This is a genomic window from Phaeovulum sp. W22_SRMD_FR3 (assembly GCF_052113705.1).
Classification (GTDB): Bacteria; Pseudomonadota; Alphaproteobacteria; order Rhodobacterales; family Rhodobacteraceae; genus JBGQOG01.
Map to the genome: position 1 here is coordinate 142,834 of NZ_JBGQOG010000003.1, position 22,457 is coordinate 165,290.

At 64.3% G+C, this 22,457-nt stretch carries 22 protein-coding genes; 9 read left to right on the plus strand and 13 right to left on the minus strand.

The genetic code is table 11. The annotated features are described in order from the left end of the window. Positions 1 to 47 precede the first annotated feature (47 nt). The 5 genes from ACEN2S_RS05125 to ACEN2S_RS05145 form a co-directional block, all read right to left on the minus strand. Positions 48 to 1,319, minus strand: a complete 1,272-nt coding sequence (locus ACEN2S_RS05125) for a TRAP transporter large permease (RefSeq protein ID WP_441863253.1) — start codon at positions 1,317 to 1,319, stop codon at positions 48 to 50. Between the two features lie 22 nt (positions 1,320 to 1,341). After that, positions 1,342 to 1,818: a TRAP transporter small permease gene (locus ACEN2S_RS05130; protein ID WP_441863255.1), complete on the minus strand. Its 477-nt coding sequence runs from the start codon at positions 1,816 to 1,818 to the stop codon at positions 1,342 to 1,344. A gap of 104 nt (positions 1,819 to 1,922) precedes the next feature. Then, positions 1,923 to 2,897 (minus strand): C4-dicarboxylate TRAP transporter substrate-binding protein, encoded by a 975-nt coding sequence (locus ACEN2S_RS05135; RefSeq protein WP_441863257.1) that lies wholly within the window; start codon positions 2,895 to 2,897, stop codon positions 1,923 to 1,925. Positions 2,898 to 2,926: 29 nt separating this feature from the next. Further along, entirely contained in the window at positions 2,927 to 3,637 is a 711-nt protein-coding gene (locus ACEN2S_RS05140) for a FadR/GntR family transcriptional regulator (RefSeq protein WP_441863260.1), read from the minus strand. Between the two features lie 113 nt (positions 3,638 to 3,750). Continuing rightward, the gene (locus tag ACEN2S_RS05145; protein ID WP_441863263.1) at positions 3,751 to 4,653 is read right to left on the minus strand and encodes a GntR family transcriptional regulator; all 903 of its coding nucleotides are present in this window, start codon (positions 4,651 to 4,653) and stop codon (positions 3,751 to 3,753) included. Positions 4,654 to 4,805: 152 nt separating this feature from the next. Here ACEN2S_RS05145 and ACEN2S_RS05150 point away from each other — a divergent pair, with 152 nt between their 5' ends. Genes ACEN2S_RS05150 through ACEN2S_RS05160 form a run of 3 tightly spaced genes read left to right on the plus strand, consistent with a single transcriptional unit; the run spans position 4,806 to position 8,390 of the window. Beyond that, positions 4,806 to 5,798: a zinc-binding alcohol dehydrogenase family protein gene (locus ACEN2S_RS05150; protein ID WP_441863265.1), complete on the plus strand. Its 993-nt coding sequence runs from the start codon at positions 4,806 to 4,808 to the stop codon at positions 5,796 to 5,798. Beyond that, positions 5,791 to 6,891: a mannitol dehydrogenase family protein gene (locus ACEN2S_RS05155; RefSeq protein WP_441863268.1), complete on the plus strand. Its 1,101-nt coding sequence runs from the start codon at positions 5,791 to 5,793 to the stop codon at positions 6,889 to 6,891. The genes ACEN2S_RS05150 and ACEN2S_RS05155 overlap by 8 nt, the downstream gene beginning before the upstream one ends. After that, on the plus strand, positions 6,888 to 8,390 hold the full coding sequence (locus ACEN2S_RS05160; RefSeq protein ID WP_441863271.1) for a UxaA family hydrolase: 1,503 nt from the start codon (positions 6,888 to 6,890) through the stop codon (positions 8,388 to 8,390). Before ACEN2S_RS05155 ends, ACEN2S_RS05160 begins: the two co-directional genes overlap by 4 nt. A gap of 122 nt (positions 8,391 to 8,512) precedes the next feature. Here the strand turns inward: ACEN2S_RS05160 and metC are convergent, their stop codons facing one another. The 6 genes from metC to ACEN2S_RS05190 all read right to left on the minus strand — a co-directional run bounded on the left by metC (position 8,513) and on the right by ACEN2S_RS05190 (position 14,954). After that, on the minus strand, positions 8,513 to 9,691 hold the full coding sequence (gene metC, locus ACEN2S_RS05165; RefSeq protein WP_441863274.1) for a cystathionine beta-lyase: 1,179 nt from the start codon (positions 9,689 to 9,691) through the stop codon (positions 8,513 to 8,515). Beyond that, on the minus strand, positions 9,681 to 11,282 hold the full coding sequence (locus ACEN2S_RS05170; RefSeq protein WP_441863277.1) for a rhodanese-like domain-containing protein: 1,602 nt from the start codon (positions 11,280 to 11,282) through the stop codon (positions 9,681 to 9,683). Before ACEN2S_RS05170 ends, metC begins: the two co-directional genes overlap by 11 nt. 9 nt (positions 11,283 to 11,291) lie before the next feature. Continuing rightward, positions 11,292 to 11,879, minus strand: coding sequence for a hypothetical protein (locus ACEN2S_RS05175; protein ID WP_441863278.1), 588 nt, complete (start codon positions 11,877 to 11,879; stop codon positions 11,292 to 11,294). A gap of 50 nt (positions 11,880 to 11,929) precedes the next feature. Continuing rightward, complete coding sequence (locus tag ACEN2S_RS05180; protein ID WP_441863281.1) at positions 11,930 to 13,459, minus strand: tripartite tricarboxylate transporter permease; 1,530 nt, start codon at positions 13,457 to 13,459, stop codon at positions 11,930 to 11,932. Between the two features lie 7 nt (positions 13,460 to 13,466). After that, on the minus strand, positions 13,467 to 13,931 hold the full coding sequence (locus tag ACEN2S_RS05185) for a tripartite tricarboxylate transporter TctB family protein (RefSeq protein ID WP_441863284.1): 465 nt from the start codon (positions 13,929 to 13,931) through the stop codon (positions 13,467 to 13,469). Between the two features lie 63 nt (positions 13,932 to 13,994). Further along, complete coding sequence (locus tag ACEN2S_RS05190; protein ID WP_441863287.1) at positions 13,995 to 14,954, minus strand: tripartite tricarboxylate transporter substrate binding protein; 960 nt, start codon at positions 14,952 to 14,954, stop codon at positions 13,995 to 13,997. Positions 14,955 to 15,120: 166 nt separating this feature from the next. Here ACEN2S_RS05190 and ACEN2S_RS05195 point away from each other — a divergent pair, with 166 nt between their 5' ends. Beyond that, the gene (locus ACEN2S_RS05195) at positions 15,121 to 15,975 is read left to right on the plus strand and encodes a LysR substrate-binding domain-containing protein (RefSeq protein WP_441863290.1); all 855 of its coding nucleotides are present in this window, start codon (positions 15,121 to 15,123) and stop codon (positions 15,973 to 15,975) included. 162 nt (positions 15,976 to 16,137) lie between these two features. Here ACEN2S_RS05195 and ACEN2S_RS05200 read toward each other — a convergent pair whose 3' ends face one another. Beyond that, the gene (locus ACEN2S_RS05200) at positions 16,138 to 16,941 is read right to left on the minus strand and encodes a helix-turn-helix transcriptional regulator (RefSeq protein ID WP_441863293.1); all 804 of its coding nucleotides are present in this window, start codon (positions 16,939 to 16,941) and stop codon (positions 16,138 to 16,140) included. Between the two features lie 130 nt (positions 16,942 to 17,071). Between ACEN2S_RS05200 and ACEN2S_RS05205 the strand changes: the two genes are divergently transcribed. Genes ACEN2S_RS05205 through ACEN2S_RS05225 form a run of 5 tightly spaced genes read left to right on the plus strand, consistent with a single transcriptional unit; the run spans position 17,072 to position 21,881 of the window. Further along, complete coding sequence (locus ACEN2S_RS05205) at positions 17,072 to 18,226, plus strand: ABC transporter ATP-binding protein (RefSeq protein ID WP_441863801.1); 1,155 nt, start codon at positions 17,072 to 17,074, stop codon at positions 18,224 to 18,226. A 36-nt stretch (positions 18,227 to 18,262) separates the two neighbouring features. After that, positions 18,263 to 19,417 (plus strand): ABC transporter substrate-binding protein, encoded by a 1,155-nt coding sequence (locus ACEN2S_RS05210; protein ID WP_441863296.1) that lies wholly within the window; start codon positions 18,263 to 18,265, stop codon positions 19,415 to 19,417. A 17-nt stretch (positions 19,418 to 19,434) separates the two neighbouring features. Beyond that, the gene (locus ACEN2S_RS05215; protein ID WP_441863299.1) at positions 19,435 to 20,292 is read left to right on the plus strand and encodes an ABC transporter permease; all 858 of its coding nucleotides are present in this window, start codon (positions 19,435 to 19,437) and stop codon (positions 20,290 to 20,292) included. Between the two features lie 7 nt (positions 20,293 to 20,299). Further along, the gene (locus ACEN2S_RS05220; RefSeq protein ID WP_441863301.1) at positions 20,300 to 21,106 is read left to right on the plus strand and encodes an ABC transporter permease; all 807 of its coding nucleotides are present in this window, start codon (positions 20,300 to 20,302) and stop codon (positions 21,104 to 21,106) included. Positions 21,107 to 21,125: 19 nt separating this feature from the next. Further along, positions 21,126 to 21,881: an SDR family NAD(P)-dependent oxidoreductase gene (locus ACEN2S_RS05225; RefSeq protein WP_441863304.1), complete on the plus strand. Its 756-nt coding sequence runs from the start codon at positions 21,126 to 21,128 to the stop codon at positions 21,879 to 21,881. A gap of 70 nt (positions 21,882 to 21,951) precedes the next feature. Here ACEN2S_RS05225 and ACEN2S_RS05230 read toward each other — a convergent pair whose 3' ends face one another. Further along, positions 21,952 to 22,428: a MaoC family dehydratase gene (locus ACEN2S_RS05230; RefSeq protein WP_441863306.1), complete on the minus strand. Its 477-nt coding sequence runs from the start codon at positions 22,426 to 22,428 to the stop codon at positions 21,952 to 21,954. Positions 22,429 to 22,457 lie beyond the last annotated feature (29 nt).

Below are 22,457 nucleotides of genomic sequence, written 5' to 3' on the forward strand. Positions count from 1 at the left end.
CATTGCAGTATGCCGGGCCCGGGCGGCCCGGCGGGCGCGCCAACAGATCAGATCAGCGCGGTCGACAGGAAGGGGACGAAGGTCACCGCCAGCAGGGCCACCACCAATGCCAAGAGGAAAGGCCAGCCATCGCGCAGGAAATCGGTGAGTTTGGCCCCAGTCAGGTTGCAAACCAACAGGAGCACGGTGCCCACCGGCGGTGTCAGCGTCCCGATCGAAAGGTTCAGGATCATGACAATCCCGAAATGCACCGGATCAATGCCGAGTTGTAGCACAACAGGCTTCAGGAGCGGCACCAGAATGATCATCAGCGCCGTGCCCTCGATGAACATGCCCAGCACCAGCAAGAGCACGTTCACCGCCAAGAGGAACAGCCAGGGATTGGTGGTCAGCCCGGTGATGAACTCGGCCATGGTGATCCCGGCACGCTCCATCGAAAAGATCCAGGCCAGCGCCGAGGAGGTCATGATGACCAAGAGCACCGCGGCGGTCTGGCGCGCGGTTTCGGTCAGCGCATCGGCCACATCGCGCAGTTTCATCTCGCGGTAGACAAAGAGGCCGATGAACAGCGTGACCAAGGTGGCAATGGCCCCGGCTTCGGTCGGGGTAAAGATCGACAGCCGGATGCCGCCGACGATCACCACCACCAGAAACAGCGCGGGCCAGGCGCCGAGGAACGTGCTCCCCGCCTCTTTCGCCGTGGGCCAGCTGGTGCGTGAGGGTTGCAGGCCCTTTTGCTTGGCCATCGCGTAAACGGCAAAGAGCAAGAGCCCGGCACAGAGGAGCCCCGGCAGGATCCCCGCCGCGAACATCGAGCCGATGGAGACATCGGCGATCAGCGCATAGATGATCAGCGCGATGCCGGGCGGGATGATCGGGGTGATCAGCGAGGCGCAGGCGGTGATCGCCGCCGCCGCCCCCACCGAATAGCCCTGTTTGCGCATCTCGGGCACCAGCATCCGGCACATCATCGCCGCATCGGCAAGGTTGGAGGCCGAAATGCCGCCCATAAGGGTCGAGAGCATGACATTCGTGTGCCCCAGCCCGCCGGTCAGCCGCCCGACCATCAGATCGGCGAGTTTCAGCAGCCGCGCCGCGATGCCGGTCGAACCCAGAAGCGTGCCCAAAAGCACGAAGAACGGGATTGCCAGCAACGAGGGGTTCTGCGTCGGCGAAATGATCCGCTGCACCGCAATCGGCAGCGGCACCGAGGCGAAGAACAGGAAATAGGCCACCACGGCGGCAAACATGGCGAGATAGAGCCGCATGTTCAGCGCGAACAGCGCGAACATCAGGACGATGATGATGAACCAGGTCATGGGGAGGTCTCCGTCCTGTCGGTCAATGCAGGCTGCTGCGCTGGGTCGGCTCGGGGGTATTGGGACGCAGGAGACGCCAAAGCGTCACCACGGCCGTGCCGCCCGCCCCCACCACCACCGCCAGATCCAGCCAGAACCAGGAGATGCCTAATATCTGGGTTTTCTTGAAGGCGGTGGTCTGCCCGAGTTTCCACGCCTGCCAGGCCATGAAGACCAGCAGCGCGATCGAGGCCAGCGCCACCAGAATGACCAAAACCCGGCGCAGGCGCGGCCGCAGCGCCACTTCCAGCAGGTCGATGGTCAGATGCTGCCGGTTCGCCTCGCAGGCGATGGCGCCCACCATGACGATCCAGATCATCAGCAGGCCCGAGACTTCCTCGGTCCAGGCGATAGGCATGCCCAGAATATAGCGGGCAAAGACCGCGGCGGCGGTGATCAGCACCAAAGCGGCCACGCAAAGCCCGCTGAGGGCAGAGGCGGCAAGGAAAAGGACTCTCATGGCGGGGACTTCCACAGGGGTGGGAAACGGGAGGATGGCGCGCGGCGCAGGGGGCCGCGTGAAATTGACCGGCCGCCCCGTTTTGGGGCGACCGGCCGGGGAGGTTACTTCGCCAGTTCGGCCTGGATCTGGGCGTAGAGCCCTTCCGACCATTCCGGGAACTGGGTGTAGAAGGCCTGCGCCTTCTCTTTGAACGGCGCGAGGTCCGGATAGGTAACGGTGACGCCCGCGGCTTTCATCTCTTCGAGGATCTTGGCTTCCTCGTCCTTGGCGATCTCCTGGCTGTAGAGGCCCGCTTCATAGCCCGTTTTGTGAAGCATCTCGACCACGGCGGGGTCCAGTGTGGCGAAATAGGCCTCACCACCCAGCCAGAGCGAGGTGTTGGTGAGGTAGCTGATCATCGACAGCTCCTTCGCCTGCTCATGCAGCTTTTGGCCATAAAGCACCGGCAGCGGGTTCTCGACACCGTCGATCACACCTTGCGTCAGCGCGGGGTAGACATCGCCCAAGGGCATCGGGGTCGGGGTGCCGCCCATCGCCTCGATCGCCTTGATCTGCATGATGTTGTTGGGCACGCGGATCTTCATGCCAGCCAGATCTTCGGGCTTTTCCACCTTGGTTTTCGACAGCAGCTGGCGGGTGCCATAGAGGTAGTTCGAGATGACGATGTGAATGCCCTTGGCGCGCAGTTCTTCCTGCTTGGTCTTGAACCATTCGCTGTCATAGATCTTGAACAGCTGCTCCGGGCTGTCGGTCAGATAGGGGCCAAAGAGAATGCTCAGATCGGCGTCGTAATCCTTGAGGAAGCCGACATCGGCGATGGTGATCACGTTGACGCCGAGGAGCGCCTGCTCGATCACATCCTGCTTCGCGCCCAGCTGCGACGAGGGGTACAGTTCCAGCGCCACTTTGCCGTCCGAGGCTTCCGTGACCAGATCGGCCCAGCGGTGCATGACCATATCCACCGGCTCGCCGGGGTTGTTTTCATAGGCCACTTTCACCACGACATCTTGCGCGGCGGCCGGCAAAATTGCGGCAGCCGACAGCAGAACGGCCAGGGTCAGGGATTTCAGCTTCATATTCGGTCTCCTCCCGAAGGGTTGATGGATCAGGTGTCGGCGCCCGACGCCGCGGGCAGCGCGGTCATCCGGTCCGAGAGCGCGGCCAGAACCGCGCCCGAATGGTCAAAATGACGGTTGAGGGCAGTGGTCAGCCCCGCCGCATCGCCCGCCTTCAGACGCGCAATGATTTCAGCATGTTCCGCCTCGGATTGCTCGGTCTCCGGCGAGCGTGACTTGCCCACTTCCAGATAGAATTTCAGCGGCACCGAGAGCACGCGGTACATGCGGATCAGCACGGTGTTGCCCGTGGCCTCTACCATCGCCATGTGAAAATCATAGTCATGGCCCGCCGCCTCGGCGGTGGTCAGCGCGCGGCACATGCGGGTGTTCGCCTCGCTCATGCGCTGCAAAAGCGCATCCGTGACGCCCAGAACCGCGAGCGGCGCCGCCCCTGTCTCGACGATGCGGCGAAAGTTCAGCACATCGGTCAGGGTTTTGGCGGAATGGTCGAAATGCTGCGCGAAGATCGAAAAGATCGGATCGAAATTGGGCTGGCAGACGCGGGCACCGCGGCGGGTCTTTTCGATCAGCCCGAAGGCTTCGAGATGGATCATGGTTTCGCGCACCGTGTTGCGGGCGACGCCAAACCGCTCGGCCAGCTCGCGCTCGTTGGGCAAGAGATCACCCACCTGCATCCGCTCCACGATTTCGCGGCGCAGGACTTCCCGGATGTCTTCGACGGCTGATTGTCCTGCCATGGGCCTCCCCTCCGCTGGCTGAGTTTGGTCGTATGGTTGGACCAAAGTCAGGGAAACTGTCAACCCGATTTTCCGGGCTGTGCCGGATTGCCGCGCGGGGCCGGGCGAAAAGCTCAGCCGTCGGACCAGATCACCGAGGCCATGAGCGTGCGGTAGGCGGTGGCCAGATGCGCGTCGAGCGCGTCCGTGGCGGTGGCGGAATCGCCCGCCAGAACCGCCTCGATCACCGCCAGATGTTCGGCCACGGCAGCGCGGTTGCGGCGCAGCTCGTCGCGCTTGTTCCAGCGGTAATGGAAATGCACGATGATCGAGATGGTCCGGCTGAAATCCGAGATAAACCGGTTGTTTGCAGCGGCGCAGAGCAGCTGGTGAAACTCGGCATCCAGCGCAGGAAACCCGGCCAATGCGGCATCCGGCCCCGCCGCCAGCCGCAGATGCGCGGCGTGCAGATGTTCCAGCCTCGCCCTTGTGGGGCCCGGCGCGGCGCAGGCCGCCAGCAGACCCGTCAGCGCCCGCCGTTCAAACATGTCGCGCACGGCAAACATTTCTTCGGCAAAATCGCGGGTGAACCCTTTCAAGATCCAGCTGCGGTTCGGGCGTTTCTCGATCAGCCCCAGCGGTTCAAAGCGAATCAGGAACTCGCGCACCGTCGCCACCGGCACGCCCAGCCGCCGCGCCAGCTCGGCCTCATTGATCGTGGTGCCGGGGGGCAGATCGCCCTGCAGCACCCAGTTCAGAAACGGCTCCTCGACCAGACCCGAGCGGGGCTGCGTCTCTTCGGCGTCAAAGCGATCCTCGGGGCGCGGCGCGCGGAGCAGAAGTTTCTGCCGCCCCTCCCAGGACAGAATCCCCGCCTCCGCCAGATGCGTCAGCACCGCGCGCACGGTGGTGCGGCTCGCCTCCAGCGATGCGGCCAGCTCGCCCTCAGAGCCGAGCGCCGTACCCACCGGCACATCGGCCAGACGGTCCAGCATCCGGTTCACCAGCAGTTTGAACAGATTTTTGTCGCGTGCCATCGCCGCCTCCCCGTCTTGCGACGCCCCCATCCGGTCACAGCATGGCGCATTTTCGCAAGGCGCTGCAAAACCGATTGACGGCGATGGTCGTTATTAAATAAAAAACCAACCAAACCGCAATTGCCTTGCCGCAGATCACCGAAAGATTCTCCATGTCCCTCATGAAAACCCTCGTCTGCGTCGAACCCGGCCGGTTCGAGCAGGGCGAAGCCGCCCGCCCCGCCGCCAAACCGGGCCATATCCGGGTGCGCATCGGCCATATCGGCATCTGCGGCACGGATTATCACATCTATGGCGGCCATCAGCCGTTCCTGGCCTATCCGCGCATCATGGGGCACGAGTTGTCGGGCCATGCGCAGGACGACAGCAGCGACGGGCGGATCAAGGCGGGCGATCTGGTGGTGATCAACCCCTATCTGACCTGTGGCACCTGCCACGCCTGCACCCTCGGCAAACCGAATTGCTGCGAGAATATCGCTGTGCTCGGCGTGCATACCGATGGTGGCATGTGCGAAGAGATCGTGGTGCCGGAGGGGAATATCTATGCGGCCGAGGGGCTGAGCGAGAAAGCCGCCGCGATGGTCGAGTTTCTGGCCATCGGCGCGCATGGGGTGCGGCGCGGCCGGGTGCAGCCGGGCAGTTCGGCGCTGATCGTCGGTGCCGGGCCGATCGGCATCGGCGCGGCTTTGTTCGCGGCCATCGACGGCGCGGCGGTGACGCTGCGCGACACGTCGGCCTCGCGGCTGGATCTCGCGCGCAAGGTGTTGCCCGAGGCGCGGTTTGAACTGGTGGGCGATGAGACCCCCGGCGCCTATGACACGGTTTTTGACGCCACCGGCAACATCCATGCAATGAATGCCGGGCTGCGCTATGTCGCGCATGGCGGCAGCTATGTCCTCCTGTCAGTGGTGAAAGGCGATCTGAATTTCGCCGATCCCGAATTTCACAAGCGTGAAACCACGCTGATCGCCAGCCGCAACGCGCTGAAGGTGGATTTCGAACATGTCATCGCGCAGATCCGCGCCGGTCGCGTGCCGGTCGAGGCGCTGGCGACGCATGAGACGAGCTTTGAAGATGCACTGACCAATCTGCCGCTCTGGGCCGGGGACCGCGGCACGCTGATCAAGGCGATCATCCGTGTCTGAGACCCGTACCCCCATCCTGCAATTCGGCACCTCGCGCTTTCTGCAGGCGCATGCCGATCTGTTCTTCGCCGAGGCCACGCCGCCGCGCGCAGTGACCGTGGTGCAAAGCTCGGGCGATCCGGCACGCGCCGGGCGGCTGGCGGCGCTGGCGGCAGCGGAGGGCTATCCGGTGATCATTCGCGGTCTTGAGAACGGCGCGCCGGTGGAGGCCGAGCGCCGGGTGACGTCGGTGCGGCGGACCCTCTCGACCGCGACCGATTGGGCAGCGCTGGAGGCGGTCTTTTGCGACGAGGCCGAAGTGGTCATCTCAAACACCGGCGATGCGGGCTATGCGCCGCAGCCCACCGACCATGACCCCGCCCCGTCGCAGGCGATGAGTTTCCCCGCGAAGCTCTTTCACCTTCTGGCCGCACGTTTCGCCGCCGGGGGCCGCCCGCTGCAGATCATGCCGATGGAGCTGGTGCCGGAAAACGGCCGGGTTCTGCGCGCGCGCCTGCTGGAAATCGGCGCGGCCAATGGTGCCCCGGCGGCACTCTGTGCCTGGATCGCCGCCCTGCCCTTTGCCAACAGCCTTGTGGACCGCATCGTCTCGGAACCTCTGGAGCCTGCAGGCGCCGTGGCCGAACCCTATGCGCTTTGGGCCATCGAAGCGGCACCGGGCATTACCGCCCCCTGCCTGCATCCTTGCGTGCAGATCGTGCCGGATCTGGAAGAGATCGAACGGCTGAAGCTGCATATTCTCAACTTGGGCCACACCGCGCTGGTGGACATCTGGCAGCACGCGGGCGGTGCCACAGGCGCGCTTGTCCGCGAACTGATGGCAGGCCCCGAAGGTGTGACGCTCGCGCAGATCTATCAGACCGAAGTGATGCCCGGCTTTGCCCATAAGGGCCGGGGCGCGGAGGCCAGTGCCTATCTCGCCACCACGCTTGACCGCTTTCGCAATCCGTTTCTGGACCATAAGATCGCGGATATTGCGCAAAACCACGCGCAAAAGGCCGAGCGTCGCATCGCGGCCTATCTTGACTGGCTGGGGACCGATGCCCCCGCCCAGCCCCTGCTGACCGCCATTCTGGAAAGAGCCCGCGCATGAATGCCAGCCGCCCGTCCTTCCTGCATCTGAACCCTGCCGATACGGTAGGGGTCGCCCTGCGGCCCCTGCAAAAGGGCGAGGCGGCTTTGGGGGTCACCCTCGCCGCCGACATTCCGCTTGGGCATAAATTCGCGCTGACCGCGATGCCTGCGGGGGCGCAGGTGGTGAAGTACGGCCAAGTGATGGCGGTGGCCACCGCGGATATCGCGCCGGGCGAGCATGTGCACAGCCATAATGCCGGCATGTCAGAGAGCCATTCCGACCAATCAAGTCAGACCGGCGTCACACATGCTGCACCCGACCGCACCACGTTTCAGGGCTATCTGCGCCCCGACGGCAGGGTGGGCACCCGCAATTTCATCGGCATTCTCGCCTCGGTGAACTGCTCCTCCACCGTGTGCAATGCGATTGCGGACGCCGCCAACCGCACACTCTTGCCGCGTTTCCCCGGCATCGATGGTTTCGCACCCATCGTGCACGATCAGGGCTGCGGCATGGCCAATGCGGGCGAGGGGTTTGACGCGCTGGTGCGGGTGCTCAAGGGCTACCGCGATCATCCGAATTTCGGCGGCGTGCTGATCGTCGGGCTGGGCTGCGAAGTCAACCAACTGACGCTCTATCAGCGCAGCGACTGGACGCGCGAGCGGTTCGGCGTGTTCAACATTCAGGAGGTGGGCGGCTCGGCCTCGGCCGTGCGCCGCGCGCTGGAACTGCTGGAACCGATCTGCGCGGCGGCCGGATCCGATCAGCGCAGCGAGCAGCCGGTGTCGAAACTGGTTCTGGGCATGCAATGCGGCGGCTCTGACGGGTTCTCCGGCATCACCGCCAATCCGGCGCTTGGCGTCGCCTCGGACATGCTGGTGGCGGCGGGCGGCACCTCGATCCTGTCGGAAACGCCCGAGATCTATGGGGCCGAGCATCTGCTGATCGCCCGCGCTGCCCCCGAAACCGGCGCCAAGATCCGCGCGATGATCGATTGGTGGCGCGATTACACCGACCGCAACGGCGCCTCGCTCGACAACAACCCTTCGCCGGGGAACAAGCGTGGCGGGCTGACGACCATCCTTGAAAAATCGCTGGGCGCGGTGGCCAAGGGCGGGCTGTCGCCGCTTTCCGGCGCCTTTGCCTATGCCGAGCCGATCCGGATTCCCGGCTTTGTCTATATGGACAGCCCCGGTTATGATCCGGTGGCGGCCACCGGGCAGGTCGCCTCGGGGGCAAACCTCATTGCCTTTACCACCGGGCGCGGTTCGTGCTTTGGCGCGAAACCCGCGCCCTCGATCAAGCTTGCCTCGAACAGCACGCTTTACCGCTCGATGCCGGAAGATATGGACATCGATTGCGGCGTGGTGGTCGAAGAAGGGCTGTCGCTGGAAGAAATGGGCGCGCAGATCTATGATCTTCTGCTCGACACCGCCTCGGGCAAAAAGTCGAAATCAGAGGAGTTCGGCTATGGCGACAATGAATTCGTGCCCTGGAAAATCGGCGCGGTTCTGTGATCCAGATATGCTGAGGGCCGGCGAAACCCGGCCCTTTTCTTGTGCCGCATAACGTCTGAAATGCACCTTTGGCCCTTGCCAAACAACGCCTTGCGGATGGGCTACCGCTTCACCGGGTATCGTCAGCCCGTCCCCGCGCATTGGTGGTCAGCACCCGCCACCGCCTCAAAAGCTGCCGTCATATCGGCGATGAGGTCCGAGATATGCTCCAACCCGGCGTGAAACCGTGCCATCGGCCCAGCCGGGGCCGTCTCGAACTGGCGGCCACTGGCGGGTGAGACCGGCATCGCGAGGCTCTCGAACCCGCCCCAGCTGCTGCCTATGGCAAAGAGCTGCAGGTGGTCCAGAAACGGCTCCAGCGCAAAACCGGGGGTGAATTCGACGCTGAAAAGACCGTTGCAGCCCCGCGCATCGCGCCGCCAATGGTCGGCACCGGGATGCCCCGGCAGGCCGGGATGCAAGACGCGCGTCACCTCGGGGCGCGCGGCGCACCATGTGGCCAGCGCCAGCGCATTCTCGCCATGCCGCTCCAGCCGCAGCCCCAGCGTGCGGATGCCGCGCAGGCAGGCATAGGCTTCGTCCGGTGCCAGGGTCTGGCCGCTGATATGCGCCTGTGCGCGCAGCGGTGCCACCGCCGCGCCGCGTGCGCAGGCCGCCCCCATCATCACATCCGCATGGCCGCCCAGATATTTCGTCCCCGCGATCACCGAGACATCACATCCCAGCGCCAGCGGCTGATAGAGCCAGCCCGAGCCATAGGTGTTATCCGCCATCACGATCACCCCCCGGACATGGGCATCCGCGCAGAGTGCGGGCAGATCCATCACCTCAAAGCTTTGCGAGGCGGGGCTTTCGACCAGGACCAGCCGGGTCTGCGGCGTGACATAAGCCGAGAGGTCGGTGCAATCCCAGGGGAAATAGCCCATCGTGACCCCCTGCCGCCGCAGCACGGTTTCGCAATAGCTGCGGGTGGCGGGAAAGACGGTGTCCACGATCAGGATGTGATCCCCCGCCCCCAGATAGGCCTGCAAGGCCCCGGCCAGCGCCGCCACCCCGGTGGGGTAGAGAAAACTGGCCTCTCCCGCCTCGAGATCGGTCACCGCTTCGGCCAGCGCATGCGCCGGGGTGGTGCCACGCCGCCCATAGGACAGCACGCTGTCATCGGTTTCGCGCGCGGCTTTTGTGGCCCGATAGCTCGCCACCGTGTCATGCAGGATGGTCGAGGCGCGCACCACCGGCGGATTGGCCGGGCCGGGCAGGGATTGGCGGCCGTAATGCGCCAGACGGGTCTCACGTTGCATCGGTCAGCTCCCGCACCGGGGTTTTCGGGCGCAGGGGGGCCAGAACGCCGCGCTCTTGCGGGTCCAGCTGCGCCAGAAGGCCGAGTTCCCATTCCAGATAGCGGCGCGCGGCCTCCAGATTGCCGTCATGGCGGTCATGCACGAAAAAGAGGTGGTCAATACAGGCGGCCTCGTCAGGCTGATCCGGCGTCACCTCCACCGCAAGTCCTGCGGCCTGCCAGCGCGCGGGATCACCGCAAATCACCGCCTCGGGCGCGGCGCCGGTCTGCGCGCGCCATTCCGCCACGATCCCCGCCAAAAGGCGCGGGCAGCGCCCGGTGAGCACGACTTGCGCCGGATCACCATAAGCGCCCGCATCCAGCCGCGCCCGGGTCACCCAATCTGCACCCGCCAAATGACCGGAACGATAGGCCATCCCGCGCGACGCATCGAGGAGCCGTGCCCCGGATGCGATGCGGGCGCGCAGCCCCGCCTCATCCAGCGTGTCGGGCTGGCCTGCGGCGGGCAGGTCGGGGCCGGTCGCGGTCATGGCGGCGGCATCGGCGCACAGCACATAGACCTCATGCCCCATTCCCGCGAGCCAGATCGCCGTGGTCGCGGCGCGCAGCCCCGTATCGCAGCTCAGCACCAGCCGCGCGTTGCGCACGGCGAGCTGTTCATCTGTCGCCTGCACCAATTGCCCGCCGGGGGCCGAGCGCGCCTGCGGCACATGCCCCGCCACAAACTCCGCCGCGCTGCGCACGTCAAAGAGATAGGTCGTGCGCGTGGCGTCGGCCTGCCATGCCGCGAGCGTCGTCAGATCCACCTCAGCCAAGGCATAATCCGCGATCAGCGCCCGGGCCTTGGCCCGGTGCGCGGCCAGATCCGCCGCATCGGGCAAGGGCAGCGGCGCGGGTGTCGCGCCCTGCACCAGATCAAACCCCGCGAGCCGCCAGCCCTGCGTGCCATTGCGCAGCGCCACCACCGGATTGGGCACCCCGAGCAGCGCCAGCGTCTGCGCCCCGATGATCGAGCGCGTGCGCCCGGCGCAGTTGATCACCACCGGCGTCGCCGGATCGGGAGCCAGTTTCGGCAAACGGTAGCCAAGTTCGGCATTCGGGCAGGATTGCGCGCCCGGCAGTGACATCTTGTGAAACTCCGGCTCCGAGCGGCCATCGAGCACCAGAAGATCGCCCCCCGCCGCCTGCTGCGCCTTCAGCTCTTCGGCGCTGATCGAGACGGTGCCCAGCTCATGCTCGACCAATTCGCCAAAGGCTTTGGAGGGCACGTTGACGCCCTTGAAGAGCGTATAGCCCGCCGCAACCCAGGCCGGGGCGCCGCCCTCGAGCACCGTCACATCGCTGTAGCCCAGCCGCGCAAGCGCCGCCGCCGCCCGCGCCGCCACACCGTCGCCGTCATCCAGCAGAACGCAACGCGCCGCCTTGTTGGGGACCAGCCGCGCGGGCAGGTCTTCGATGCGGCTGTAGGGCAGGTTCACGCAGAAGAACGGATGGCCCTCGCCATATTGGCCATGCTCGCGCACATCGAGAAAGGCAATTTCCTGCCCATCCGTCAGGAACGGTTTCAGGGCGGCCGCCGAAATGGTTTTCATGGTGGGTCCTCAGCCTTTGGTTTTCACGCCGATGTCCATCACCCGGCAGGTTCCGGCCTCCAGATCATAGGAATAGCGCCCGGTCAGAGTTTCGAGCGGGCGGCCGTAGAAATGCAGATGCCGGATCACCTCGGTGCCGCGGATCTCAACGCTGTGGATGTCATCGGCAAGCATCGCCAGCGCATTGCCGGGCTTCAGCTCGACCACCTGCTCTTCGCGCAGGCTGGCGCGACCGGGGACGGAACCGTCATCGGTGCGGGTGTAGATCGTGTTGATCTCGGCCCCTTCCACCGCGCTGATACAAGCCCAGGTGGTGTGATTGTGCGGCGGGATCTTTTTGCCCGGGCGCATCACGTTGAGGTAAAGGGTCAGCCCCGTCCCGGCATCCTGCGCGATCTGAAAGCGGTTTTGCTTTTCTGCCGGGTCCGGGCTGGCGAAATCCGCCTCGCCCCAAAGCTCGGTCCGGTCCGAGAGCACCGTCAGCGCGGTCTTGATCTGCTCAAGACTGTCGCGGGTCAGCGGGCCCGCCGCGAGGATGGCGCGGGTCTCGGCCATCAGGGATTGTGCCAGTTCCTGGCGGGTGGAAGCTGCGGTCATTGCGGATACCTTTCGCTAAAATTTCAGCCGGTCGGCGGCTGTGTGAGGGGTCAGGATGCGGGGGCGTCGCGCCGCCGCATCAGCATCGGCATCACCCAGAGCAGGAGCGATACCGCCATCATCGCGGCGCTGATCGGATGGCCGACGGGGTCGATGAACACGAACCAATCCCCGCCCGAGATCGACAGAGCATTGGCCAGCGAGGTTTCCAGCTGCGGTCCCAGCACCAGCCCGAGAATGGCCGGCCCCAGCGGCAGCGCCGCCAGCCGCATGAGGAACGCCACCAACCCCGCCACAACCGCGACCCAGATGTTGAACAGGTTGTTGCCGTCGGAATAGGCCCCCATCAGGCACAAGAGCGCGATCACGCCCACCATCGCCTCTTTCGGGATGGCAAAGATGGTGCGCGAGACGGATTTGATCACCATCCAGGCCACCGGCCACATCAGGATATTGGCGGCCAGAAACGCCACGATGATCATCCAGGCGATATTGCCATGCTGGGTGAACAAGAGCGGCCCCGGCACCATGCCATGAATGGCCAGCGCCCCGATGAACATCGCCGAGGTCGAATTGCCCGGAATGCCCAGCGACAAGAGCGGCACCATCGAGCTGGCGGTGACAGCGTTGTTCGCCGCCTCCGGCGCCGCAATGCCTTCGGGTGCGCCATCGCCCCAGTCCGGCTCGCCAGGCTTTCCGGCGAAATGGCGGCGGAAGCGGCGCGAAGCCTGATCATAGGCCAGGAAGATCGCCATCAGCATGCCTGCGCCCGGCAACATGCCAATGACATTGCCGATGGCCGAACTCATTGCCCAGACCGGGGCCAGCCGGCGGATCATGCCTTTGCCGAGCCGCATCGAGCCGATCACCGGCAAAGCCGAGAGGCCCGCCCCGCCCCGGCGTTCACGCCGGATGTCGGTCATCAGCTCCAGCATGGCGGCCACACCGAACAGCCCGACCAGCAGGGGCACGAAGGGAATCCCCTCGATCAGGTTGATGCTGCCAAAGGTGTAGCGGGCAAAGCCTGTGGTCGGGCTGAAGCCGATGTTGGCGGCCAGAAGGCCGATCATCGCCGCCGCCAGCCCCTTGAGCACCGCGCCGCGCAACAGACCCACCACACTGGAGAGGCCCAGAATGGCCAGCGCAAAATTCTCGGCATAGCCGAAATGCAGCGCCATCTTCGCCAGCGACGGCGCGAACAGCAGCAGCACAAAGGCGCTGGCAATGCCGCCGATCACCGAGGAGGTGACGGCCAGCGACAGCGCCCGCCCGGCCTGACCGCGCCGCGCCATCGCATTGCCATCAATCGCGGTCAGCAGCGAGGCTGCCGTGCCCGGCACTTTGATCATGATCGCGGGGATCGCACCGCCGGTCGCGGCCGCGCAATAGACCCCGACCATCAAGGCCAGCGCCTGCTCGGGCGGCATCGAAAAGGAAAACGGAATGAAGACCGCAAAGGCGATATTGTCGTTGATGCCGGGGATCGAGCCGACGATCATCCCCGCCACCACGCCCAGCGTCAGCATCAAGAGGACCATCGGATCGGCGAGGGTGGAAAAACCCAGAAGAATGGACTCCATCGCGCCCTCACAACAGCCAGGGCAGGCGCGCGGACGGCAGCCGCACCTCAAGCCCCAGAACAAAGATCAGATAACCCGCGAAGGTCACCAGCAGCGCGATGGGCAGGGCCCGCCGCAGGGACATCCCGGCCAGCGCCAGAAACGCCAGTTGCATCGCAAGGGTGGGCAGCACAAAGCCCAGGCCGCCGCCCAGAGCCACAATCCACAGGACCAGCACCGCAACGGCAGGCAGAGCGCCCTGCAAGGGGCCGCCAAAATCCTGCTGATCGCCGCGCCGCAGCGCGCCTCGCAGCGCCAGAACCACGCCCACCGCCGCCAAAAGCAGCGCGAGGATCAGCGGATAGCTGCGCGAGGTCGCGTCAAACCCCCGCGCCATCTGCGCCGCGGTCAGGCCCAGCACCGTCAGCACCGCCCCGATCCAGAAATCGCTCCGCGCCGCCCAGCTGCGCGGGTCGCGTGTTGTCGTTGTCATTCACTTCATCCCCATGCCGGTCAGACCGGCCCCGGCCGCAAGCGGTGGCGGGGCCGGCGGGCCTTATTGCGCCAGACCATTCTCGTCGATGATCGCATTCGCCAGCACGGTGTAGCTGTCGATGATCTTCTGGAACCCCGCAGCATCGCGGTAGACCGGATCAAAACCGGCTTCGGTCATTTTGTCGAAATAGGCTTTGTCATTGTACATCTCGAACATCAGATCCGAGAGTTTGGCGACCACCGGCTCCGGCGTGCCCTTGGGCACCGACCATCCGCGGAACGTGGCCCAGACCGGCACATCAATGCCCGCCTCGGGGAAAGTCGGTACGTCGGGATAGCTCGGGTGGCGCTGATCCGAGGCCAGCGCCAAAATCCGCACGCCGCCGCTTTGAACCTGCGCGCTGGCTTCGCCCAGCGACCACAGCGCCCCATCGACATGGCCGCCCAGAACCGCCTGCACTTGTTCGCCAAACCCTTTTGTCGGCACGTAGTTGAACCGCGCGGGCGAGACCTGCTCGATCGCCAGACCGGCCATGTGGTGCGACGTGCCCATGCCCGCCACCACAAGGTTCAGCGGGTGATCCGGGGTGCTCGCGGCCAGAAAATCAGCCGCCGTCTGATAGGGGGATTCTGCGCGCACCACCAGCACTTCGGGGTCAAAGCCATACATGCCCACCGGCACGAAATCCGTGACCTCATAGGGCGCGCCCTTCATCTTGGGATTGGTCACGACCGAACTGGTCATGGCGAGCACGGTGTAGCCATCCGCCGGGGCACTCGCAGCAAAGGCCTGGCCGACAATGCCGCCGCCGCCTGCCTTGTTGAGGACCGTCACCGTGGCGCCGTCCAGCAGACCATTCGCCGCCTCCGCCAGAATGCGCGACGTGATATCGACCGCGCCGCCCGGCTCAAACGGAACGATCAGGTCAATGTCCTGCGCCGGATAATCCTGCGCGGACACCGGGCTGAACAGGCTGGCGGCGCACAAAGCCGCCGCGCTCAGAGTGACAAAATTTCGCATAGCAATCTCCCTTGCTGTGATCCGGCCCCGCCGCGGTCTTGGTGCCGCTTTCGGAGCATTCACGGCACAGTATCGCAATAAAATTCTGTGAAAAATTAATAATACTTGCCAATACATAAGTAAGTTTGATGTATTGACCCGATCTTTTCCCGATTGTGGTGCCTCAATGACTCCCGACATTCAGATCAGCCATCTGAAAACCCTGATCGCGATTGCCGAGGAGGGTGGCTTTGTTGCCGCCGCCGCGCGGGTCGGGCGCACGCAATCGGCGGTGACCCAGCAGATGCAGGCGCTGGAGCAGATCGTGGGCGCGCCGTTGTTTCGCGCGCGGGGACGGCAGCGCGAACTGACCGAAGAGGGGCATATCCTGCTGCGTTACGGGCGCGAGATCGTGTCTTTGTGCAACCATGCCGTCTCGGCTTCCGGGCGCAGCCATCTGAGCGGCACGATCACCATCGGCGCCCCGCAGGAGATTGCCGAAGAACTTTTGCCCAAGGTCCTCGCGCGTTTTGCCAAGGCCTGGCCGAACATGCGCTTGCTGATCCATGTGGACCGCAGCCCCAATCTGATGCAGATGCTGGAGGAGGGGCGGCTGGATCTGACCCTGAGCACCCGGCGCTCCGAGAATTATGACAGCGTGATGCTGATGGTGCTGCCGGTGCTCTGGATCGCGGGCACCGCGTGGCAACGCAGCCCCGGAGAGCCGCTGCAACTGATCCTGGCCGATGAACCCAGCATGTTCCGCCGCATCGCCTTGGCAGCATTGGACCTCAGTGGTCTGCCCTATGTCGAACGTCTGACCTCGCCATCACTGGCGGGGGTACGGCTTGCCATCTCATCAGGGTTGGGGATCACGGCGCGCACCCAAAGCGCGTTTTTCGCCAGCACACAGATCCTGGATGAGCGACATGGCCTGCCGCCGCTGCCCAATATCTCCTACTATCTGTATCGCGCGACGCCGCAGCCCAGCCCGGCGGTACAGGACCTGTTCGAGATGATCGTGGACCATAGCACCGCGTGAGCCTCTGGCCCGGGTGATCGGCCAGGATCTGGGGTGGCGGCCTCTCCGGGCGCGGGCGGCAGGTCCTATCGTGCGGCAATTCGCGCCTGCTCAGCGGCTGTGGCGGCCAGAGCGCGGCCGGAGCGCGGCGGGGGCGCGGCGGGGGCGCGGCGGGGGCGCGGCCTATTCCAGATCTGCCAAAGAGGCAATGAAACTGGAAAACAATTCGCCCTGCGAACTGACCCGCAACTTGGCATAGATATTCCGCCGGTGGATACGCACCGTGCCCGGCGAAATGCCCAAGGCCGCACCGGTCGCTTCGGCGGAATAGCCCTTCAGCACATATTCGACGATCTCGGCCTCGCGCGGGGTCAGCAAGTTGCGCCCAAAACTCTGGAACGCCTGCTCGATCAATTGCGGCAAGCGCGGCGGGCTGACCGGCGGACGATCCGAAAGCTGCGCGCCCAGATCCTTCCAATGATGGCGCGCGGCAGCGGCGATAAAGGGGAACATGTCGTCCAGGTCACGAAATTCCCGCGCGGAAAACACCTTGTTCGCGCGCATCGCCGAGATCACCACGCTGATATTCTCATCGATTCCGACGATAAAGCCCACTTCTTCGGCAAGTCCGGTCTGCACATAGTAGTTGCGGAAATACTCGCCCTGATAAAAGCGGTCTGGCGCCAGATCGCGCAATCGCACCACACGCGAGGCCGTCGGCGCGGCCGAATGCTGATAGAGCGGGTCCAGAAGATAGGGCCCTTCCTGATAGTCATCAATCATCACTCGCCGTTTGGCTTCGGGAAAATCATCATAAAGATCAAGGGGTCGCCTGTCGCTGGGATAGGCAAAGATCACCGTGAATTCAAAGGGCACAACGCGGCGCATCGCCTCGGTGAGAACGCGTGCGAACTCGGGCTTTCCCAAGGCCTCAACCACCCGGGCCCCTGCCGAGAACCAATCCGCCATCTGAATTTTCTTCGTCATCTATGCCCTTTTGGATATATACAGCAATTCGGCATTTCCCTACCGTTTCCCAAAGATACGGCTTAGTCCCGTCAGGGCAACAGGAAAGAAAGCTGGCATGACATTCGATTTCGCCAGCGCAAGGGGCAGCATGACCGAACAGCACGCAACCGCACCGGGCGCACCATCCGACAGTGTCACATCCGCAGATGCCGTCGCCGAGTTTGTCAATGCCAGCAAGCGCTTCGGCTCGGTTCTGGCGGCGGATCGGATCAACCTGCGCATCCGGCGCGGAGAGTTCCTGTCGTTTCTCGGGCCCTCGGGATGCGGGAAAACCACCGCCTTGCGGATGCTCGCGGGGTTTGAGAGCCCGAGCGACGGTGAGGTGATGATCGACGGACAGGCGGCGAGCAACACGCCTGCGCACCGTCGCCCGGTGAACATGGTGTTTCAGCACTACGCGCTGTTTCCGCATATGACCGTGGCGCAGAACGTCGGCTATGGGCTGCGCCAGCGGCGCCCGCGCCTGCCGAAATCCGAGATCGCGGCAAAAGTTGCCAAAGCGCTGGCAAAGGTCCGGCTCGATGACTTCGGTCCGCGACGGATCTGGGAGATGTCCGGCGGCCAACAGCAGCGCGTCGCCCTCGCCCGCGCCATCGTGAACGAGCCGAAGATCTTGTTGCTGGATGAACCGATGGCCGCGCTGGATGCCAAGCTGCGCGGCGAAATGCAGCGCGAACTGCTGGACCTGCAGCGCAGTCTGGGCATCACCTTCGTGCTGGTCACCCATGATCAGGAAGAAGCGCTGAGCATGTCCGACCGGATCTGCATCATGGGAAAGGGCCGCATCGCGCAGGTCGGCACGCCGCAAGATCTCTATGACCGCCCCGCCAACCGTTACGTCGCCGATTTCGTCGGCAAGGCCAATATCCTCACCGGCATGCTGCTGTCGCAACAAGACGGGCTGGCGCAGGTGGCGCTGGCGGACGGCACCCGGGTTCTGGTGCGCGCCGAGGCAAGCGCCGTGCCCGGCCCTGTTGATCTGGCCGTGCGCCCCGAAGTTCTGAACCTCGCACGCCCCGATGCGCCCCTGCCCGAGGGCAGCCGCGCGCTGGCGGCGCGGATCACCCATCGCACCTTTCTGGGCGATCACACCGAATACCTGCTGCAAGCCGATGCGATTGGCGCGCTGCAGGTCAACGTCCCGCGACAGGCCGAAAGAGCCATGGGCGGGCATGATGTGGGCACCATTGTCCATGTCCACTGGGCCACAGGCTCGGGTCTTGTGCTGGCCGCGCAAGACTAAGCCCCGCTCCACCGCGTCCAAACAGGGAAAATTACAATGAATGACGATAACCTGCCGATTTCACGCCAGAAATTCATCGAAGAACTGCGCCGCTATGAAAAGGGCTCCGTCTCACGGCGGCATTTTCTGGGGGTGACGGGCCTTGGCACGGCGATGGCCGTGATGGGCGGCGCCCTGCCGGGCTTCATCCCCGGACGCGCCCGCGCCGAGGGTCTGGGCGACCGCGCCGTTCTGGCCACCTGGCCAAACTATCACGATCCGGCCAATTTTGACCTCTTTGCCGAAGAGAGCGGGGTCTACACGCAGGTCAATGTCTTCGGGTCGAACGAGGAAATGTTGGCCAAGATTCAGGCCGGCGGCTCGGGCTGGGACGTGTTCGTGCCCACCAACTACGCAATCTCAACCTATGTTGACGCCGATCTGATCGAGCCGCTCGACCTGTCGAAACTGCCCAATTATGACGCCGCCGCCAATGATCCGCGCTTTGCGGATGCGGGCACCATCGGCGGCAAAGTCTATGCTGTGCCAAAGAACTGGGGCACGACGGGCATCGCCTTCAATTCGGGCAAGACCGGCGGCGTCGTGAACAGCTGGAAGGCCTTTTTCGACGGCGCGCGCGATCAGTGGACGGGCCGGGCGATGGTGCATGACTATCAGCTGACCACCATCGGCAATGCGCTGGTCTATTTCGGGCACAGCTTTAACTCGATCGACCCGGCGCATCTGGCCGATGCCGAAAGGCTCTTGATCGACGTCAAACCGCATTTGTTCGCGATTTCATCGGATTACCAACCAGCGATGCGCAACGGTGACGCCTGGCTGACCATGTGCTGGACCGGTGACGGCAAGCAGATGAATGCGGACATGCCCGACATCGGCTTTGCCCTTGGCAAGGAAGGCGGCGAGATCTGGTCGGATTATTACGCGATTCCGAAAGACAGCCCGCACCGCGAGGCGGCCTATGCGCTGATCAACTTCCTGCTCAAGCCCGAGGTGGCGGCGCGTGATGCGCTGGCGCATGGCTATCCGGTGGCGGATGCGCGGGTGAACGCGCTGCTGCCCGAGGCGCTGCTGAACGATCCGATCCTGTATCCGGCGGCAGAAAGCCTGAACGCGCTGGAGTTCGGGGCGGCAGTCACACTGACCGATCCCAACCGTGCCGAGCTGATGGCCCGCTTCAAATCGGCCTGAGGAAAGGGAACCGGACGATGGCTATGACGCAAAGCAAGGCGCGCGCGCTGCTGCTGACACCTGCGGGGCTCTGGTATGCGGCGCTTTTGCTGCTGCCTCTGGCCGTCGTCCTGATCTTTTCCTTCGGGGAACGCTCTGCCGTGGGCGGCTACGCCCCCGGCTTTTCGCTGGATCAATATGCCAATCTGCCGGCCCGGTTTGCGGCCTTTTACAACACGCTGACCCTGGCGCCCGTGGGCACCATGGCGGCCTTGCTGATCGCCTATCCGCTCGCCTATTTTCTGGCCGTGAAGGTTGATCCCCGCTGGAAAACCCTGCTTCTGGTGCTGGTGATCGTGCCCTTCTGGACCTCGATCCTGATCCGGTCTTATGCGTGGATATTCTTGCTGGGCGGCAAGGGGATACCGGCGCTGCTGGCCGCTTTCGGGCTCGAGGATCTGCGGCTGATCAACACGCCTTTCGCGGTGCTGGTGGGCATCGTGTACGGATATCTGCCGTTGATGGTGTTCCCGATCTATGTGGCGCTGGAAAAGCTGGACAAGCGCCTGCTGGAGGCCGCCGCCGATCTCGGCACCCCGCCGTGGCGCGCCTTTGTGCAAATCACCCTGCCGCTGTCGATGCCCGGGGTGCTGACCGGATCGATGCTGGTGTTCATCCTGCTGATGGGCGAATTCCTGATCCCCTCGATTCTGGGCGGCGGCAAGGTGTTTTTCGTCGGCAATGCGCTGGTCGATCTGTTCCTGCAATCGCGCAACTGGGCCTTTGGATCGGCGGTCGCGGTGGCACTGGTGGTGATCATGCTGATTGTCGTGGGGATCTATGCGCGCGCGCTGCGCCGGTTCGGCACCGGGCGCGATGATGTCGGCCTGATGTGAGGATGCCATGAGATTATATGCTTTCGCCGTCTACCTGTTCCTCTATCTGCCGATTGGCATCATCGCGCTGTTTTCCTTTTCCGCCGGACGCTCGGCAACCTCGATGCAGGGTTTTTCGCTCAATTGGTACAGCAAGGCGCTGCACAATCCCTTTGTGATGGAGGCGCTTTGGACTTCGGTGCGCGTGGCGCTGATGTCGGCGCTGCTGGCGGCGGTGTTTGGCACCATGGCCGCACTGGCGCTGACCGGCATGCGCGGGCGGCTGCGCAAGGTCTTTGACCTTCTGGTGCAGATCGCGGTGATGATCCCGGGGATTGTGATCGGCATTGCCACGCTGATCGCGCTGGTCACCGTGTTTGACCTCATCAACCCCTGGCTTGAGGCGGCTGTCGGCTGGAAGCTCAGCCTCGGCACCGTCTCCCTGGTGGGCGCGCATGGGCTCTTCACCATGTCGCTGGTGATTTTGCTGGTGCGCGGCCGCATGGAAACCTTCGACAAGGCATTGATCGAAGCTTCCGGAGATCTGGGCGCCAACGCCTTTTCCACCTTCTGGCAGGTGACATTGCCACTGATCGCCCCGGCGATCTTGGCAGGCTTCCTGCTGGCTTTCACCTTCAGCTTTGATGATTTCATCATCGCTTTCTTCGTCTCGGGGTCTGAGACGACGCTGCCGATCTACGTCTTTTCGTCGATCCGCCGCGGTGTCACCCCGGAAATCAACGCGATCGGCACGATGGTGATGGTCGCTTCGCTCGGTGCTCTGATCCTCGCGCAGTTGTTGCTGCGCCGGGGCGGAAGCGGCGCGCGCAACTAATTCAAGTCAGGAGAGACCCATGCTCAAGGATCGTATCGCGCTGGTGACGGCAGCGGGCTCAGGGATCGGGCGCGCAGGCGCCGTGGCCATGGCGCGCGAAGGGGCCTTTGTGGTGGTCAGCGATCTCAACAGCGGGCTGGCGGCGGAGACATTGGCATTGTTGCAAGCCGAGGGGGGCAAAGGCGAAGCTCTTGCCCTTGATGTGCGCGACGATGCCGCGATTGAGGCAGAGATCGCGCGGATCCTGCGCGATCACGGCCGCATCGACATCCTGCACAGCCATGCGGGGATCCAGATCCCGGGCAAGCTCGAAGAGGTCAACGGCGCACAGATGGATGCCGCCTGGGCGCTGAACGTGCGGGCGCATTTCGTGCTGTCGCGCGCGGTGATCGCGCCAATGCGCGCGCAGGGCGGCGGCTCGGTCATCATCACTGCCTCGAATTCGGGCTGCCAGTTCGACCGGGGCATGATTTCCTATGCCACCACCAAACATGCCGCTGTGGCGATGGTGAAACAGATGGCCGCCGATTACGCATCTGAGAACATACGCTTCAACGCTTTGTGCCCGGGCTTTGTCGACACGCCTTTCAATGCCGGGTTTGAAACCCAAATGGGCGGGCGGGCGGCGCTGGAGGGCTATGTCGCGCAGACCATCCCGATGGGGCGTTGGGCAAGCGTCGAGGAGATCGCCGATGGCATCGTTTACCTTGCCTCGCCCCGCTCGAGCTTTGTGACCGGCCTCGCGCTGGTGATTGATGGTGGCGAGATCCTCTGACCCTGCCTGCACCGCAACGGGCGCCGGGGACGAAAACGATTGCGGTCGCGCGGCGAACCCGGTGGCTGCATCAGCTTGCCTGTCCGGACGGGGGGTCGCCGATCAGCAAAATGCCCTGCGCGATCAGCGCCGGCTTGTCCGCGCCCGCGATTTCAACCGTCGCGTTCAACTCGATCCGCGTGCCCGCACGATGGGGCCGGACATCACCCAGACTCTGTCGCAGCCGGATGCTTGCCCCCACGGGAACGGGCGCGGTGAACCGCACCTTTTCATAGCCATAGTTCAGCCCGGCGCCGCGCCGCGCGATGTGAAAGATCTGGCGCTGAAGCCTCGGGATCAGCGCCAGAATATAGAGGCCATGCGCAATGGTTTTGCCACCGGGCTGCTCGCGCGCGGCCCGCGCCACATCCACATGAATCCAATGGTCGTCGCCCGTCAGTTCGGCAAAGCCGGTGATCTGATCCTGCGTGATCACATGCCAATCGGTCACGCCAAGGCTTTGACCGACATAGGCGGCCAGCCCCATCGGCTCGGGTACAGTAATCATCTGCGGAATCCTCCGGGTTTCGGGTGCCT